16 protein-coding genes are annotated in these 13857 nt (G+C 71.2%); 15 read left to right on the top strand and 1 reads right to left on the bottom strand.

Annotation, left to right across the window (positions count from 1 at the left end):
• Window positions 1–73: 73 nt before the first annotated feature.
• From rplS to AB0G52_RS14620, 12 genes are all read left to right on the top strand, one after another.
• On the top strand, window positions 74–424 hold the full coding sequence (gene rplS / locus AB0G52_RS14675) for a 50S ribosomal protein L19 (RefSeq protein ID WP_046727833.1): 351 nt from the start codon (window positions 74–76) through the stop codon (window positions 422–424).
• A 48-nt stretch (window positions 425–472) separates the two neighbouring features.
• Window positions 473–1198 (top strand): signal peptidase I, encoded by a 726-nt coding sequence (lepB, locus tag AB0G52_RS14670; RefSeq protein WP_132889818.1) that lies wholly within the window; start codon window positions 473–475, stop codon window positions 1196–1198.
• Window positions 1191–2279: a signal peptidase I gene (gene lepB / locus AB0G52_RS14665; protein WP_132889819.1), complete on the top strand. Its 1089-nt coding sequence runs from the start codon at window positions 1191–1193 to the stop codon at window positions 2277–2279. The genes lepB (AB0G52_RS14670) and lepB (AB0G52_RS14665) overlap by 8 nt, the downstream gene beginning before the upstream one ends.
• Window positions 2170–3195: a signal peptidase I gene (gene lepB, locus AB0G52_RS14660; protein ID WP_132889820.1), complete on the top strand. Its 1026-nt coding sequence runs from the start codon at window positions 2170–2172 to the stop codon at window positions 3193–3195. The genes lepB (AB0G52_RS14665) and lepB (AB0G52_RS14660) overlap by 110 nt, the downstream gene beginning before the upstream one ends.
• Before the next feature lie 115 nt (window positions 3196–3310).
• Window positions 3311–4099 carry a signal peptidase I gene (gene lepB / locus AB0G52_RS14655; RefSeq protein WP_132889821.1) on the top strand — a complete coding sequence of 263 codons (789 nt, stop codon included), beginning with the start codon at window positions 3311–3313 and terminating at the stop codon, window positions 4097–4099.
• Window positions 4089–4595, top strand: coding sequence for an NUDIX hydrolase (locus AB0G52_RS14650; protein WP_132889822.1), 507 nt, complete (start codon window positions 4089–4091; stop codon window positions 4593–4595). The genes lepB (AB0G52_RS14655) and AB0G52_RS14650 overlap by 11 nt, the downstream gene beginning before the upstream one ends.
• 56 nt (window positions 4596–4651) lie before the next feature.
• On the top strand, window positions 4652–4960 hold the full coding sequence (locus tag AB0G52_RS14645; protein ID WP_003965949.1) for a DUF2469 domain-containing protein: 309 nt from the start codon (window positions 4652–4654) through the stop codon (window positions 4958–4960).
• 118 nt (window positions 4961–5078) lie between these two features.
• Entirely contained in the window at window positions 5079–5450 is a 372-nt protein-coding gene (locus tag AB0G52_RS14640; RefSeq protein ID WP_361336656.1) for a YraN family protein, read from the top strand.
• 1 nt (window position 5451) lies between these two features.
• Complete coding sequence (locus AB0G52_RS14635; protein ID WP_361336654.1) at window positions 5452–7077, top strand: YifB family Mg chelatase-like AAA ATPase; 1626 nt, start codon at window positions 5452–5454, stop codon at window positions 7075–7077.
• Window positions 7074–8234, top strand: a complete 1161-nt coding sequence (gene dprA / locus AB0G52_RS14630) for a DNA-processing protein DprA (protein ID WP_361336652.1) — start codon at window positions 7074–7076, stop codon at window positions 8232–8234. Before AB0G52_RS14635 ends, dprA begins: the two co-directional genes overlap by 4 nt.
• 330 nt (window positions 8235–8564) lie before the next feature.
• On the top strand, window positions 8565–9407 hold the full coding sequence (gene whiG, locus AB0G52_RS14625; RefSeq protein ID WP_132889826.1) for an RNA polymerase sigma factor WhiG: 843 nt from the start codon (window positions 8565–8567) through the stop codon (window positions 9405–9407).
• Window positions 9408–9522: 115 nt separating this feature from the next.
• Window positions 9523–10080 carry a TetR/AcrR family transcriptional regulator gene (locus tag AB0G52_RS14620; protein WP_132889920.1) on the top strand — a complete coding sequence of 186 codons (558 nt, stop codon included), beginning with the start codon at window positions 9523–9525 and terminating at the stop codon, window positions 10078–10080.
• Window positions 10081–10152: 72 nt separating this feature from the next.
• Here AB0G52_RS14620 and AB0G52_RS14615 read toward each other — a convergent pair whose 3' ends face one another.
• Entirely contained in the window at window positions 10153–10719 is a 567-nt protein-coding gene (locus AB0G52_RS14615) for a M23 family metallopeptidase (RefSeq protein WP_132889827.1), read from the bottom strand.
• A gap of 269 nt (window positions 10720–10988) precedes the next feature.
• Between AB0G52_RS14615 and rpsB the strand changes: the two genes are divergently transcribed.
• From rpsB to pyrH, 3 genes are all read left to right on the top strand, one after another.
• Window positions 10989–11885, top strand: coding sequence for a 30S ribosomal protein S2 (gene rpsB / locus AB0G52_RS14610; protein WP_361336649.1), 897 nt, complete (start codon window positions 10989–10991; stop codon window positions 11883–11885).
• A gap of 133 nt (window positions 11886–12018) precedes the next feature.
• A complete protein-coding gene (gene tsf, locus AB0G52_RS14605; RefSeq protein WP_132889829.1) occupies window positions 12019–12855 on the top strand; it encodes a translation elongation factor Ts in 837 nt (278 codons plus the stop codon).
• A 208-nt stretch (window positions 12856–13063) separates the two neighbouring features.
• A complete protein-coding gene (pyrH, locus tag AB0G52_RS14600) occupies window positions 13064–13822 on the top strand; it encodes a UMP kinase (protein ID WP_132889830.1) in 759 nt (252 codons plus the stop codon).
• Window positions 13823–13857 lie beyond the last annotated feature (35 nt).

The following is a 13857-nucleotide window of genomic DNA, read 5'->3' as shown; positions in this document are numbered from 1 at the left end:
CCCGCACGGCAGTCCTCATGGAACACCTAGTTGCCGTTGATGACCTGTGGCATCAGCGAAGAAAGCAGACGAAATGTCTCACCTGCTCGACACCGTCGACTCCGCGTCGCTGCGCAGCGACGTCCCGGCCTTCCGCCCGGGTGACACCGTCAACGTCCACGTCCGCGTCATCGAGGGCAACCGCTCCCGTGTGCAGCAGTTCAAGGGCGTTGTGATCCGCCGCCAGGGCAGCGGTGTCCGCGAGACCTTCACGGTCCGCAAGGTCTCTTTCTCCGTCGGCGTCGAGCGCACCTTCCCGGTGCACACCCCGATCGTCGAGAAGATCGAGCTCGTCACCCGTGGTGACGTGCGTCGCGCCAAGCTCTACTACCTGCGCGAGCTGCGCGGCAAGGCCGCGAAGATCAAGGAGAAGCGCGAGAACTGATCTCGCGCGAACGGGGTTCTTATCGCGGCCGGATACCATCTGGCCTCGATGGACACCGAAGCACAGCCGACGGAACGCGACCGTTCCTCCCGCCCCGCACCAGGGGCCGCGGAGGGCCGGTCGCGTTTCGCGTTGCTGATCCGGCTCGCCGACTGGCTGCCGGGCGGCTGGATCACCCTGATCCTCTTCACCTGCCTGGCGTTTTTGCTCGCCCTCAACACGTTCGTGGCTCAACCGTTCCAGATTCCCAGCGGATCCATGGAACAGGGATTGAGGATCGGGGACCGGGTTCTCGTAGATAAGTTGGCGTACCGTTTCGGTGCCGAGCCGCGCCGCGGCGATGTCGTCGTGTTCGACGGAGCCGGGTACTTCGGGGACGCCGACTACATCAAACGCGTCGTCGGTGTGGGAGGAGACCATGTCGTCTGCTGCGACAAGAAGGGGAGGATCGAGGTGAACGGCCGGCCGGTCGACGAGACCGCGTTCCTCTACCCGGGGGACGCCCCCTCCACCGTGGCCTTCGACGTCGTCGTCCCCGGCGGCCGGCTCTTCGTCCTCGGTGACCACCGCAGTGACTCCAGCGACTCCCGCGACCACCTGGGCTCGCCCGGTGGCGGCATGGTCCCCGTCGGCAAGGTCGTCGGCCGCGCCGACTGGATCATCTGGCCGTACGCCCACTGGACCAGGCTCACCCGTTCCGACGCCTACGCGCGCGTGCCGGGCCCGCAGTCGGAGGAGCCGCAGCGGTCGGCGGGGGCGGGTGCCCATGGGTAACCGGGGCAAACCGCGCGGCGTACCGGTCGACGCCACCGCCGCCCTGCTGCCCACCGGGGCCCGGCGCACCTCCAGCCCGGGCGGCGGCCGCTCCCGCGCGGAGCGGCGCAAGCTGCAGCGCAAGGTCAAGCGCAAGCGCCGGCGCGGAGCCGTGCGGGAGATACCGCTGCTGGTCGGCGTGGCCGTCCTGATAGCGCTGGTGCTGAAGACGTTCCTCGTGCAGGCCTTCGTGATCCCGTCGGGCTCGATGGAACAGACGATCCGGATCGGCGACCGCGTCCTGGTCGACAAGTTCACCCCGTGGTTCGGGTGGCAGCCGCACCGCGGGGACGTCGTCGTCTTCCACGACCCGGGCGGCTGGCTGGCCGACGAGCAGACCACCAAGGCGAACGACCCGGTCGTCGTCAAACAGCTCAAGGAGGGGCTCACCTTCATCGGTCTGCTGCCCTCGGCCAACGAGAAGGACCTCATCAAACGGGTCATCGGTGTCGGCGGCGACCACGTCAAGTGCTGTGACAAGCAGGGCCGGGTGACGGTCAACGGCGTTCCCCTCACCGAGGGCAGCTACCTGTATCCGGGCAACGCCCCCTCCATGCAGGAGTTCGACATCACCGTCCCGCAGGGCCGGCTCTGGGTGATGGGCGATCACCGCGGCAACTCGGCCGATTCCCGGGCCCATCAGGACACCGCCTACGGCGGCACGGTCCCCGTCGGCAACGTGGTCGGCCGGGCGAAATGGATCGGCTGGCCGCTCGGACACTGGGCCTCGCTCGAGGAACCTAAAACCTTCGCAAGCGTTTCCCACTCCGTGTCGGGGTCGACCGCGGCTCCCCGGGTGTCGCATAGGGTTGCCTCCGACGATCCGAACGGATACGTCCAACTCCCGAGCCCTGCGGAACTCCCGCTCGTTATGGGAGTGGTGGGCCTGCGCCGTGGACGGCGCGGGCGGCGGCACGGAGTAAGGAGTTGGCGTGGGGGATGTGGCGGTAGGCGCACGGTCGGGACACGACGGCGAGGACCACGGCGGGCGCCCCGAGGAGAACGTCCCCAGCGCAGACGGTGGTTCCACCTCCGGGAGTGAGAGCGGACCGGCCGGGGGCCCGACCCCGGCCGACGGCCCGCACTCCGGCGGCGCCGGGGCCGGCCACGGCGGTGACGGGAGCGACTCGGCGGCGGGCGCGCCGAAGAAGCCCCGCTCCTTCTGGAAGGAGCTGCCGATCCTGATCGGTATCGCGCTGGTCCTGGCGCTGCTGATCAAGACGTTCCTGGTGCAGGCGTTCTCGATCCCCTCGGACTCGATGCAGAACACCCTCCAGCAGGGTGACCGCGTCCTCGTCGACAAGCTCACGCCGTGGTTCGGTTCCGAGCCGAAGCGCGGCGAGGTCGTCGTCTTCCACGACCCGGACGACTGGCTGGCGGGCGAGCCCACCGCCCAGCCGAACGCGATCCAGACCTTCCTCAGCTGGATCGGCCTGATGCCGTCCGCCCAGGAGAAGGACCTGATCAAGCGCGTCATCGGGGTCGGCGGCGACACCGTCTCCTGCAAGGGCAGCGGCCCGCTCAAGGTCAACGGCCACGCGCTGAACGAGCCCTATGTGTACCCGGGCAACACCCCGTGCAGCGTCGACGACCAGGGCGGCCAGTTCACGGTGAAGGTGCCCAAGGGCTACATCTGGGTGATGGGCGACCACCGGCAGAACTCCCGCGACTCCCGCTACAACCAGTCCGACAAGCACCACGGCATGGTCCCGGTGGGCGAGGTCGTCGGCCGGGCCATCGTCAAGGCCTGGCCGATCAACCGCTGGGGCACGCTGCCCGTCCCGGACACCTTCGACCAGTCCGGCATCAACACGCAGGCCTCCGCCGCGGCCTCCCTCTCGGTGGCCCCGCAGGGCGTGGCCGTCGCCGCCGTCCTGCCGATCGCGGTGTGGCGCCGCCGGCGGGGCGACCTGCCCGGGTCGAAGTTCGACCGGCGCGCGGCCGCCGGCACGCGCTGAACACGGCGCGCGGGCCTCGGCTGACCAGCCCATGTGAAGCCCTTGGGGAGCTTGTGACCAGGGCTGTCGAAGAAGGGCTGCCCCTGCCCGGTACCGCCGGGTAGGGTGCGGCCTCATGAGCGGCGAGAGCACGATACGCACGGCCCCGCGCAGCGGCGGAGGCACCAGCACCGGCACGGCGCGCACCCGCGGCGGGCTCGGGAACCGGTTGTCCGGGATCGCCGTGGCGCTGGGCATCGTGCTGTTCCTCGGCGGATTCGGCTGGGCGGCGGTGGTCTACCGTCCGTACACCGTGCCCACCGGTTCGATGACGCCGACGATCGACGCCGGCGACCGTGTCGTCGGCCGGCGCATCGACGGCAGCGAGGTGCGCCGGGGCGACGTCGTCGTCTTCCACGACACCAGCTGGGTCGCCAACGCGGACGTCGTCAAGCGCGTGGTCGCGGTCGGCGGGGACACGGTCGCCTGCTGCACCGACGGCAAGCTGACCGTCAACGGCAAGCGGATCGACGAACCGTATCTGCCGGCGGGCAGCCTGGCCGAGCTCCAGGGCTTCCCGACCGTCACCGTCCCCAAGGGCCGGCTCTTCCTCCTCGGCGACGAGCGGCAGGGCTCCCTCGACTCCACCGCCCACCTCACCGACGCGGCGCAGGGCACGGTCGCGCGCAGCGCGGTGAAGGCCCGGGTGGACGCCGTGATCTGGCCGATGAAGGGCATGCTCAAGCGCCCGACCGGCTTCGAGACCCTGGGCAGCCTCTCCCGGCCGGGTCCGCTGCGCACCATCGAGTTCATGATCGTGGCCGGTGCCGTGCTGGTCCTCGGCGGCGGCGCGTACGGCCCGGTCGCGAACCTGCTGGGCCGGTCCCGCACCCGCGGCCGTACGGAGCCCGCCGGTGCCCGCTGAGGCGCCGTACGAGGGCGGGCTGCGCAAGGTGGCCCGGGTCGTCCTGCTCGATCCCGACGACCGCATCCTGCTGCTGCACGGTCACGAACCGGACGACCCGGCCGACGACTGGTGGTTCACGCCGGGCGGCGGCCTGGAGGGCGACGAGACCCGTGAGCAGGCCGCGCTGCGGGAACTCGGCGAGGAGACCGGCATCACGGACGTCGAACTCGGGCCGGTGCTGTGGCGGCGGACCTGCTCCTTCCCGTTCGCCGGCCGCCGCTGGGACCAGGACGAGTGGTACTACCTGGCCCGTACGACGCAGACGGCCACCGAGGCCAGGGGCCTGACCGAGCTGGAGCGGCGCAGTGTCGCCGGAGCGCGCTGGTGGACGTGCCGGGAACTGACCCGGGCACATGAGACGGTGTATCCGACCAGACTCGCCGAGCTCTTCCGTAGGCTGCTCGACGAAGGTCCCCCCGTCAGGCCCGTCACCCTGGACACGGAAATCGTCTAGGCGCGTGCGGTACTGGCGCACAATGGTGGGATCGCACGGCTGAAGGGGAACATGCCATGAGCGCCGAGGACCTCGAGAAGTACGAGACCGAGATGGAGCTGAAGCTCTACCGGGAGTACCGCGACGTCGTCGGTCTGTTCAAATACGTGATCGAGACCGAGCGGCGTTTCTACCTCACCAACGACTACGAGATGCAGGTGCACTCGGTCCAGGGCGAGGTCTTCTTCGAGGTGTCCATGGCGGATGCGTGGGTCTGGGACATGTACAGGCCGGCCCGGTTCGTGAAGCAGGTCCGCGTCCTCACGTTCAAGGACGTGAACATCGAGGAGCTGAACAAGAGCGATCTGGAGCTGCCGGGCGGCTGAGCCCCTCCGGGCGGCCGCTCGTGTGGGTGACGCAGTTGTCCACAACCGCCGAGTAGCTCACCAAGATCAACAGCCGGGCCGGGTGTGCGTGACGGTTGGCGCCGGAGGTGGTGCCGACATGAACACCAATCGGGCCCGCGGCGCACTCGGCAGGTACGGCGAGGCGCTGGCCGCGCGGCGGCTGACGGAGACCGGGCTGACCGTCCTGGAGCGCAACTGGCGCTGCGGCAGGACGGGCGAGATCGACATCGTGGCGCGGGACGGGGACGTCCTGGTCGTCTGCGAGGTCAAGACCCGGCGGGCGGGTCCCTTCGGGCAGCCCCTGGCCGGGGTTACCCCCGGCAAGGCGCAGCGGCTGCGCGGCCTCGCCGAACACTGGATCCACGCCCACGGCGGGGCGCCGCCGGGCGGCGTCCGCATCGACGTGGTCGGCGTGCTCCTGCCGCGGCGCGGGGCACCCGTCGTCGAGCACGTGCGAGGGGTGGCCTGAGATGGGCTTCGCACGGACGTGCTCGGTGGCGCTGGTGGGCGTCGAGGGCGTGGTGGTGGAGGTCCAGGCGGACCTGGAGCCCGGGGTGGCGGCCTTCACGCTGGTGGGGCTGCCGGACAAGAGCCTGACGGAGAGCAAGGACCGGGTACGGGCGGCGGTGGTCAACTCGGGGACCCAGTGGCCTTCGAAGAAACTGACGGTGGGACTGAGTCCGGCGTCGGTGCCGAAGGCCGGCTCGGGCTTCGACCTCGCCGTGGCGTGCGCTGTACTCGGCGCCGCCGAGCGGGTCGACCCGCGGGTACTCGCCGACATCGTGATGATCGGGGAGCTCGGGCTGGACGGACGGGTACGTCCGGTACGGGGCATCCTGCCCGCGGTACTGGCCGCAGCCGACGCCGGATACGAGCAGGTGGTCGTGCCGGAATGCGCGGCCGCCGAAGCCTCACTGGTACCGAACGTCTCCGTGCTGGGCGTGCGGAGCCTGCGGCAACTGATCGCGATCCTCGCGGACGAGCCGGTCCCCGACGAGGAGCCGGACGACCCGGGACGACCAGATCCGCTGCTCGCCGGGCTCCGGGTGCCCGGCTCGGGCGCGGCCACGGGGATGCACCGTGCCGGATCCGCGCACCAGGACCACGGCCACGACATGGCGGACGTCGTCGGCCAGCTGTCGGCGCGGACAGCCGTCGAGGTGGCGGCGGCAGGTGGCCACCACCTCTTCCTCGAGGGACCGCCGGGCGCCGGCAAGACCATGCTCGCGGAGCGGCTGCCGACCGTGCTGCCCAGGCTGACCCGGGGGGAGTCGCTCGAAGTCACGGCGGTGCACTCGGTGGCGGGACTTCTGCCGCCGGGCAAGCCCCTGATCGACGTCGCCCCCTACTGCGCTCCACACCACTCGGCCACCATGCAGGCTCTGGTGGGCGGCGGCCCCGGCATCGCCCGTCCCGGGGCGGTCTCGCTCTCCCATCGAGGCGTTTTCTTCCTCGACGAGACGCCGGAGTTCAACACCCAGGCGCTCGACGCGCTGCGACAACCGCTGGAGGCCGGCCACGTCGTGATCGCGCGCAGCGCGGGCGTCGTGCGGTTCCCGGCGAGGTTCCTCATGGTCCTCGCGGCCAACCCGTGCCCTTGCGGGCGGTTCTCGCTGACCGACGACTTCTGCGAGTGCCCGCCCTCGGCGATCCGCCGCTACCAGGCCAGGCTCTCCGGTCCGCTCCTCGACCGGGTGGACCTGCGCGTGCAAGTGGACCGGGTCACCCGCGCCCAGCTCACCGACCTGGGCGTCCGCGGCGAATCCACGGCGGTGGTCGCCGACCGGGTACGGGCGGCCAGGGAGCGGGCGGCGCTGCGATTCGCCGGTACACCCTGGGCGACCAACAGCGAGGTGCCGGGCCGTGAGCTGCGCAGCCGCTGGCATGCGGCGCGGGGCGCGATGGACGAGGCCGAGCGCAACCTGGAGCGAGGCGTCCTGACCGCCCGCGGCATCGACCGCGTCCTGCGGGTCGCCTGGACGGTCGCGGACCTCCTGGGCCACGACAGGCCCGGTGCCGCGGACGTCGCCCTGGCGCTACAGCTGCGCACCGGGGTCCCGCGAGGCGTGCCGATGGCCCTCGGGGCGCTGACGTGACCGGCGAGGACCGCGGCGGCGAACTGCTCGACCGGGTCTTTCTGACCCGGGTTCTCGAACCCGGTGACGAGGTGGGTGGGCGGTGGCTTCGGGAGTACGGGGCGTCGGAGGTGGTCCGCCGCCTGCGCGCCGGTGGTGCGCTGCCGCTGCCCGGGGTGAGCGGAACCCGCTGGACCGGTCTCCTGGCCCGGGCCGCCCAGGCCGACCCGGAACGCGACCTCGCGACCGCCCGGAACGCCGGGACACGCTTCGTCGCCCCCGGCGACGTCGAATGGCCCGCTCAGCTCGACGACCTCGGTGACGCCCGCCCCCTCGGGCTCTGGGTGCGGGGGCGGCCCAGTCTGCGGATGTGGGCGCTGCAGGCCGTCGCCGTCGTCGGCGCCCGGGCCTGCACCGAATACGGCGCCCACATGGCGGCCGACCTCGCCGCGGGCCTCGCCGAGCGCGGCTGGGTGGTGGTGTCCGGCGGTGCCTACGGGGTCGACGGCGCCGCCCACCGCGGAGCCCTCGGCGCCGGCGGGGCCACCGTGGCCGTACTGGCCTGCGGGGTGGACCGGCCCTATCCCCGCGGACACGCCGGGCTGATCGACAGGATCGCCGAACAGGGACTGGTGGTGGGGGAGTTGCCGCCCGGCGAGCACCCGACCGCCAGCAGATTCGTGCTCCGCAACCGGGTCATCGCCGCGCTCACCAGGGGAACCGTCGTCGTGGAGGCCGCCCACCGCAGCGGCTCGCTGGTCACCGCGCGGGCGGCGCAACGGCTCGGCCGGTTCACCATGGGCGTGCCCGGACCGGCCACCAGCGGCCTCTCCGCCGGGGTGCACGACCTGCTGAGAGGCGAGTCCACGCTGGTCACGGATGCCGCCGAGGTCGTCGAACTCGTCGGTGACATCGGCCGGCTGGCGCCGGTCGGACGCGGCCCCGTGCTCCCGCGCGACCTGCTGGAGCCCGGCGCCCGGCAGGTCCTGGCCGCGCTGCCCGGCAACCGGCCGGCATCACCCGAAGAGGTGGCACGCGGCGCGCAGACGTCCGAGGACGAGGCCGTCGCCAGGCTGTACGAACTCCGAGCACTTGGTTACGTCGAACGACACGGCGACGGCTGGAAGTTGACACGCCAGGCGCTGATCTCGGTCAGGGACGGTCGGACTCGGCGCTGACCGAGCGTGTTCGGCCGTCCGGGGGAACGCCCGACGCCCTTGGGAATTCCCGGAGTTGACGCCGTCGCGCGATCACGCAGAGCGACGCCCCGCAGGCGGTCCGACGCGCCGTACAGGGGGTTCGCGCAGGGGTGGAGCCTCGCTGTTCGCGCACCGCGACTCCTCAGTCACGCTACGCTCACGAAAGGCCCCGCACGGACCACGCCGTACGGCGACCGACACAGACCCTGCCCACCCCTCCCACCGGCTCCCCCCCGTCCCGACCCACTCCATCCTCGGCGCATCACGGCAATTCCTGGCACTTAACAGCAGAACGGCACAAGGCGACGAATGCCCCAGCACACCTCCGGGTCCGACCGGGCGGCCATCCCCCCAGCCGCCCGCGACGGTGGCAGCGTGCGGCCGCCCGCTCCCTCGACGCTCGACGAGCTGTGGCGGTCGTACAAGGCGACAGGGGACGACCGGCTGCGGGAGCAGCTGATCCTGCACTACTCGCCGCTGGTCAAGTACGTGGCCGGGCGGGTGAGCGTCGGGCTGCCGCCCAACGTGGAGCAGGCCGACTTCGTCTCCTCCGGGGTGTTCGGGCTGATCGACGCGATCGAGAAGTTCGACGTCGACCGGGAGATCAAGTTCGAGACCTACGCCATCACCCGGATCCGCGGCGCCATGATCGACGAACTGCGGGCGCTGGACTGGATCCCCCGCTCCGTCCGGCAGAAGGCCCGCAACGTCGAGCGGGCCTACGCCACGCTGGAGGCGCGGCTGCGCAGAACGCCCTCGGAGAGCGAGGTGGCCGCGGAGCTGGGCATCGAGGTCGACGAGCTCCATGCCGTCTTCAGCCAGCTGTCGCTGGCCAACGTGGTGGCCCTGGAGGAGCTCCTGCACGTCGGCGGTGAGAGCGGCGACGGCCTGAGCGTCATGGACACGCTGGAGGACACCGCCGCGGACAACCCCGTGGAGGTGGCCGAGGACCGGGAGCTGCGGCGCTTCCTGGCCCGGGCGATCAACACGCTGCCCGAGCGGGAGAAGACCGTGGTCACCCTCTACTACTACGAGGGACTCACCCTCGCCGAGATCGGGAACGTGCTCGGGGTCACCGAGAGCCGGGTCAGCCAGATCCACACCAAGTCGGTGCTGCAGCTGCGCGCGAAGCTGGCCGCTTTCGGCCGCTGACCGGGGGTTTCCGGTCGTCGCCGGGCCGGGGTGCCGGCGTCCCCGTCGCGCTGCCTCCCGTCCGGGCCGGTGCGTCCGTACAGTGGACGGCGTGCCAAGGATTCGAGCGGCCTCCGTGGCCGAGCACCGGTCGATGCAGCGAGCCGCCCTGCTGGACGCAGCGCGGTCCCTCCTGTCCGAGGGCGGTACGGAGGCGCTGACGTTCCCGGCGCTGGCCGAGCGGACGGGGCTCGCGCGGTCGTCGGTGTACGAGTACTTCCGCTCCCGGGCCGCCGTGGTCGAGGAGCTGTGCGCGGCCGACTTCCCCGTGTGGGCGGCGGAGGTCGAGGCCGCGATGGAGCGGGCGGCCTCCGCCGAGGGCAAGGTCGAGGCGTATGTGCGACAGCAGCTGGCCCTGGTCGGGGACCGGCGGCACCGGGCGGTGGTCGCGATCTCGGCGAGCGAGCTCGATGCCGGGGCCCGAGAGAAGATCCGGGCCGCGCACGGGGGACTGGTCGCGATGATCGTCGCCGCGCTGGGGGAGCTGGGGCACGAGCAGCCCCGGCTGGCCGCGATGCTGGTGCAGGGGATCGTGGACGCGGCGGTGCGCCGTATCGAGCTGGGCGCGGCGGAGGATCCCGTGGTGATCACCGACGCGGCGGTGGCCATGGCGCTGCGGGGTGTGCGGGGCTGATCAGCACCCCCGCGGGGGCGCGCGGAACTGCGTGATCAGCCCCCCCCGCCCGCGGTCGCGCGACCGTCCCCGTCACCCCTCCGGCAGCGGGACCCCCAGCACCGGCAGCAGTCTCGACGGCCCCCGGTTCAGCAACCACGGCGGCACCAGCAGCAACGGGTCCAGGTACACCTCCCCCCTGAGCAGCCCCCAGTGCACGCACACCGCCGCCCCGCAGTGCGCTCCCGTCCCCTCGACCGCCCCCACCACCTGCCCCGCCGCCACCTCCTCCCCCTTTCGCACCGTCGCCGTCACCGGCTCATAGGTCGTGCGCAGCCCGGTGCCCGCCAGCTCCACCGACACCACGCCCCGGCCCGCGACCCGCCCCGCGTAGGAGACCCGGCCCGCCGCCACGGCCCGCACCGGTTCCCCCGCGGCCGTGCCCAGATCGACCCCCCGGTGCCCGGGCCCGTACACCGACGCCGGGGGCTCCCAGCCGCGCAGGACCGGCGGTCGTACCCCCACCGGCCACACCCGGGCGACGGCCGGAACCGGTGCCGGGGCGGGTGCCCCGCCGTCCGCCCGGGCACCTGCCACCGTCACCGCCAGGACCAGCGGCAACACCGTCGCCGCCCACACCCGCCGCATCGTTCGTCGCATGCCGACACCGTCCCGCAGCGCGCCGATCTTGGCCGGTACCTGTGGACCGTGCCCAGGTTGTGGACAGCGGCGTCACCCGGTGCCCCGCCGGTCCCGTACACTTCTTCTGGCGATCCGGGCCACCGGGTCGACTTCGCACGCCCCGACATCCGGCCGGTACGGCAGGTGTCAGCGCTACTCGGTCCTTCGTGGCACAGCGCGCACGGGCGTCAGGCGCGGGAGCCGTCCGGCATCCGCGGCACAACCGAGAAATTCAAGGAGATACGGCCATGGCCGTCGTCACGATGCGGGAGCTGCTGGAGAGCGGCGTCCACTTCGGTCACCAGACCCGTCGCTGGAACCCGAAGATGAAGCGCTTCATCTTCACCGAGCGCAACGGCATCTACATCATCGACCTGCTCCAGTCGCTGTCGTACATCGACCGCGCCTACGAGTTCGTCAAGGAGACCGTCGCCCACGGCGGCACGGTCATGTTCGTCGGCACGAAGAAGCAGGCGCAGGAGGCCATCGCCGAGCAGGCCACCCGCGTCGGCATGCCCTACGTCAACCAGCGCTGGCTGGGCGGCATGCTCACCAACTTCTCGACCGTCTACAAGCGTCTGCAGCGCCTCAAGGAGCTCGAGCAGATCGACTTCGAGGACGTCGCCGCTTCCGGTCTGACCAAGAAGGAGCTTCTCGTGCTCTCGCGCGAGAAGGCCAAGCTGGAGAAGACCCTCGGTGGTATCCGCGAGATGCAGAAGGTGCCCAGCGCCGTCTGGATCGTGGACACCAAGAAGGAGCACATCGCCGTCGGCGAGGCCCGGAAGCTCAACATCCCGGTCGTCGCGATCCTCGACACCAACTGCGACCCCGACGAGGTCGACTACAAGATCCCGGGCAACGACGACGCGATCCGCTCCGTCACCCTGCTCACCCGCGTGATCGCCGACGCGGTCGCCGAGGGCCTCATCTCCCGCTCCCGTGTCGCCACCGGTGACAAGGGCGAGAAGGCCGCGGGCGAGCCGCTGGCCGAGTGGGAGCGCGACCTGCTCGAGGGCGAGAAGAAGGCCGACGAGGCGGAGAAGCCCGCCGAGGCTCCCGCCGCGGAGGCCGCTGAGGCGCCTGCCGCCGAGGCTCCGGCCGCCGAGGCCGCCGAGGCTCCGGCCGCGGACGCCGAGCAGGCCTGACCCGTCAGCGTCGACGGCGGGGGCGGCGACATCCCGAACGCCCCCGCCGTTCACCCACAGGTTCGCGGTCTACATCCACGTGTGGACCGTGGATCGGGCAGATCTCCCGACTTCGAGAAAGACTTAACGACTCATGGCGAACTACACCGCCGCTGACGTCAAGAAGCTCCGCGAGCTCACCGGCGCCGGCATGATGGACTGCAAGAAGGCGCTGGACGAGGCCGAGGGCAGCGTCGACAAGGCCGTCGAGGCGCTCCGCATCAAGGGCCAGAAGGGCGTCGCCAAGCGCGAGGGCCGCTCCGCCGAGAACGGCGCCGTGGTCTCGATCATCGCCGACGACAACTCCTCCGGCGTCCTCGTCGAGCTGAAGTGCGAGACGGACTTCGTCGCCAAGGGCGAGAAGTTCCAGGCCGTCGCCAACGCCATCGCCGAGCACGTCGCCAAGACCTCCCCGGCCGACCTGGAGGCCCTGCTCGCCTCCGAGATCGAGGCCGGCAAGACCGTCCAGGCGTTCGTCGACGAGGCCAACGCCAACCTCGGTGAGAAGATCGTCCTGGACCGCTTCGCGCAGTTCTCCGACGGCTTCGTGCTCGCCTACATGCACCGCACGATGCCCGACCTGCCCCCGCAGATCGGTGTCCTCGTCGAGCTGGACAAGCCGAACGCCGAGGTCGCCAAGGGCGTCGCCCAGCACATCGCCGCCTTCGCGCCGAAGTACCTCTCCCAGGAGGACGTCCCGGCCGAGGTCGTCGAGTCCGAGCGCCGGATCGCCGAGGAGACCACCCGCGCCGAGGGCAAGCCCGAGGCCGCGATCGCGAAGATCGTCGAGGGTCGTCTGAACGGCTTCTTCAAGGACGCCACGCTGCTCGGCCAGCCGTACGCGCTCGACAACAAGAAGTCCGTCCAGAAGGTCCTGGACGAGGCCGGTGTCACCCTGAAGCGCTTCACCCGCATCAAGGTCGGCATCTGAGTCCGTACCCCGATCGACGCGCGACCCACGGGGAAATCCCGATAGGGTCGGTCGAGAGCAGTCGTCCGGGTACCCGGCCACAGCCAGGGTCGTGACGGACGGCAGCAGATCTGACGAGGAGGCCATTGCCGCGCATGGGCAGCGAAAAGCGACCCCACCGGCAATGGCCTTCTTCGTATGTGCACCACGTGAAAGAGGCGGGATCTCCATGACCACCAAGGCCCAGAAGAGCGACGACGGCAAAGTACGCGGCCGGTTTCTGCTGAAGCTGTCCGGTGAGGCCTTCTCCGGTGGCGGGGGCCTGGGCGTCGACCCCGACGTGGTGCACAAGATCGCCCGTGAGATCGCGGCCGTCGTACGGGACGGCGCCGAGATCGCGGTCGTCATCGGCGGCGGCAACTTCTTCCGCGGCGCCGAGCTCCAGCAGCGCGGCATGGACCGGGCCCGCTCCGACTACATGGGCATGCTCGGCACCGTGATGAACTGCCTGGCCCTCCAGGACTTCCTGGAGAAGGAGGGCATCGACTCGCGCGTGCAGACCGCGATCACCATGGGGCAGGTCGCCGAGCCGTACATCCCGCTGCGGGCCGTGCGCCACCTGGAGAAGGGCCGCGTGGTCATCTTCGGCGCCGGTATGGGAATGCCGTACTTCTCCACCGACACCACCGCCGCCCAGCGCGCCCTGGAGATCGACGCCGAGGCGCTGCTCATGGGCAAGAACGGCGTGGACGGGGTCTACGACTCCGACCCCAAGACCAACCCCGACGCCGTCAAGTTCGACTCCCTCGGCTACGGCGAGGTCATCACCCGCGAGCTCAAGGTCGCCGACGCCACCGCGATCACGCTCTGCCGGGACAACAAGCTGCCGATCCTGGTCTTCGAGCTGCTCGCCGAGGGCAATATCGCGCGGGCCGTCAAGGGTGAGAAGATCGGCACGTTGGTGGGTGACCAGGGCAGCCGGGCCTGACCGGCGACGCCTGAGGACCCTGACCGGGGGATGGA

It is taken from the genome of Streptomyces sp. NPDC021562, from assembly GCF_040640875.1.
Lineage (GTDB): Bacteria > Actinomycetota > Actinomycetes > Streptomycetales > Streptomycetaceae > Streptomyces.
The sequence above is the reverse complement of the archived record's forward strand: the minus strand, read 5'-3'. Positions and strand labels throughout refer to the sequence as shown.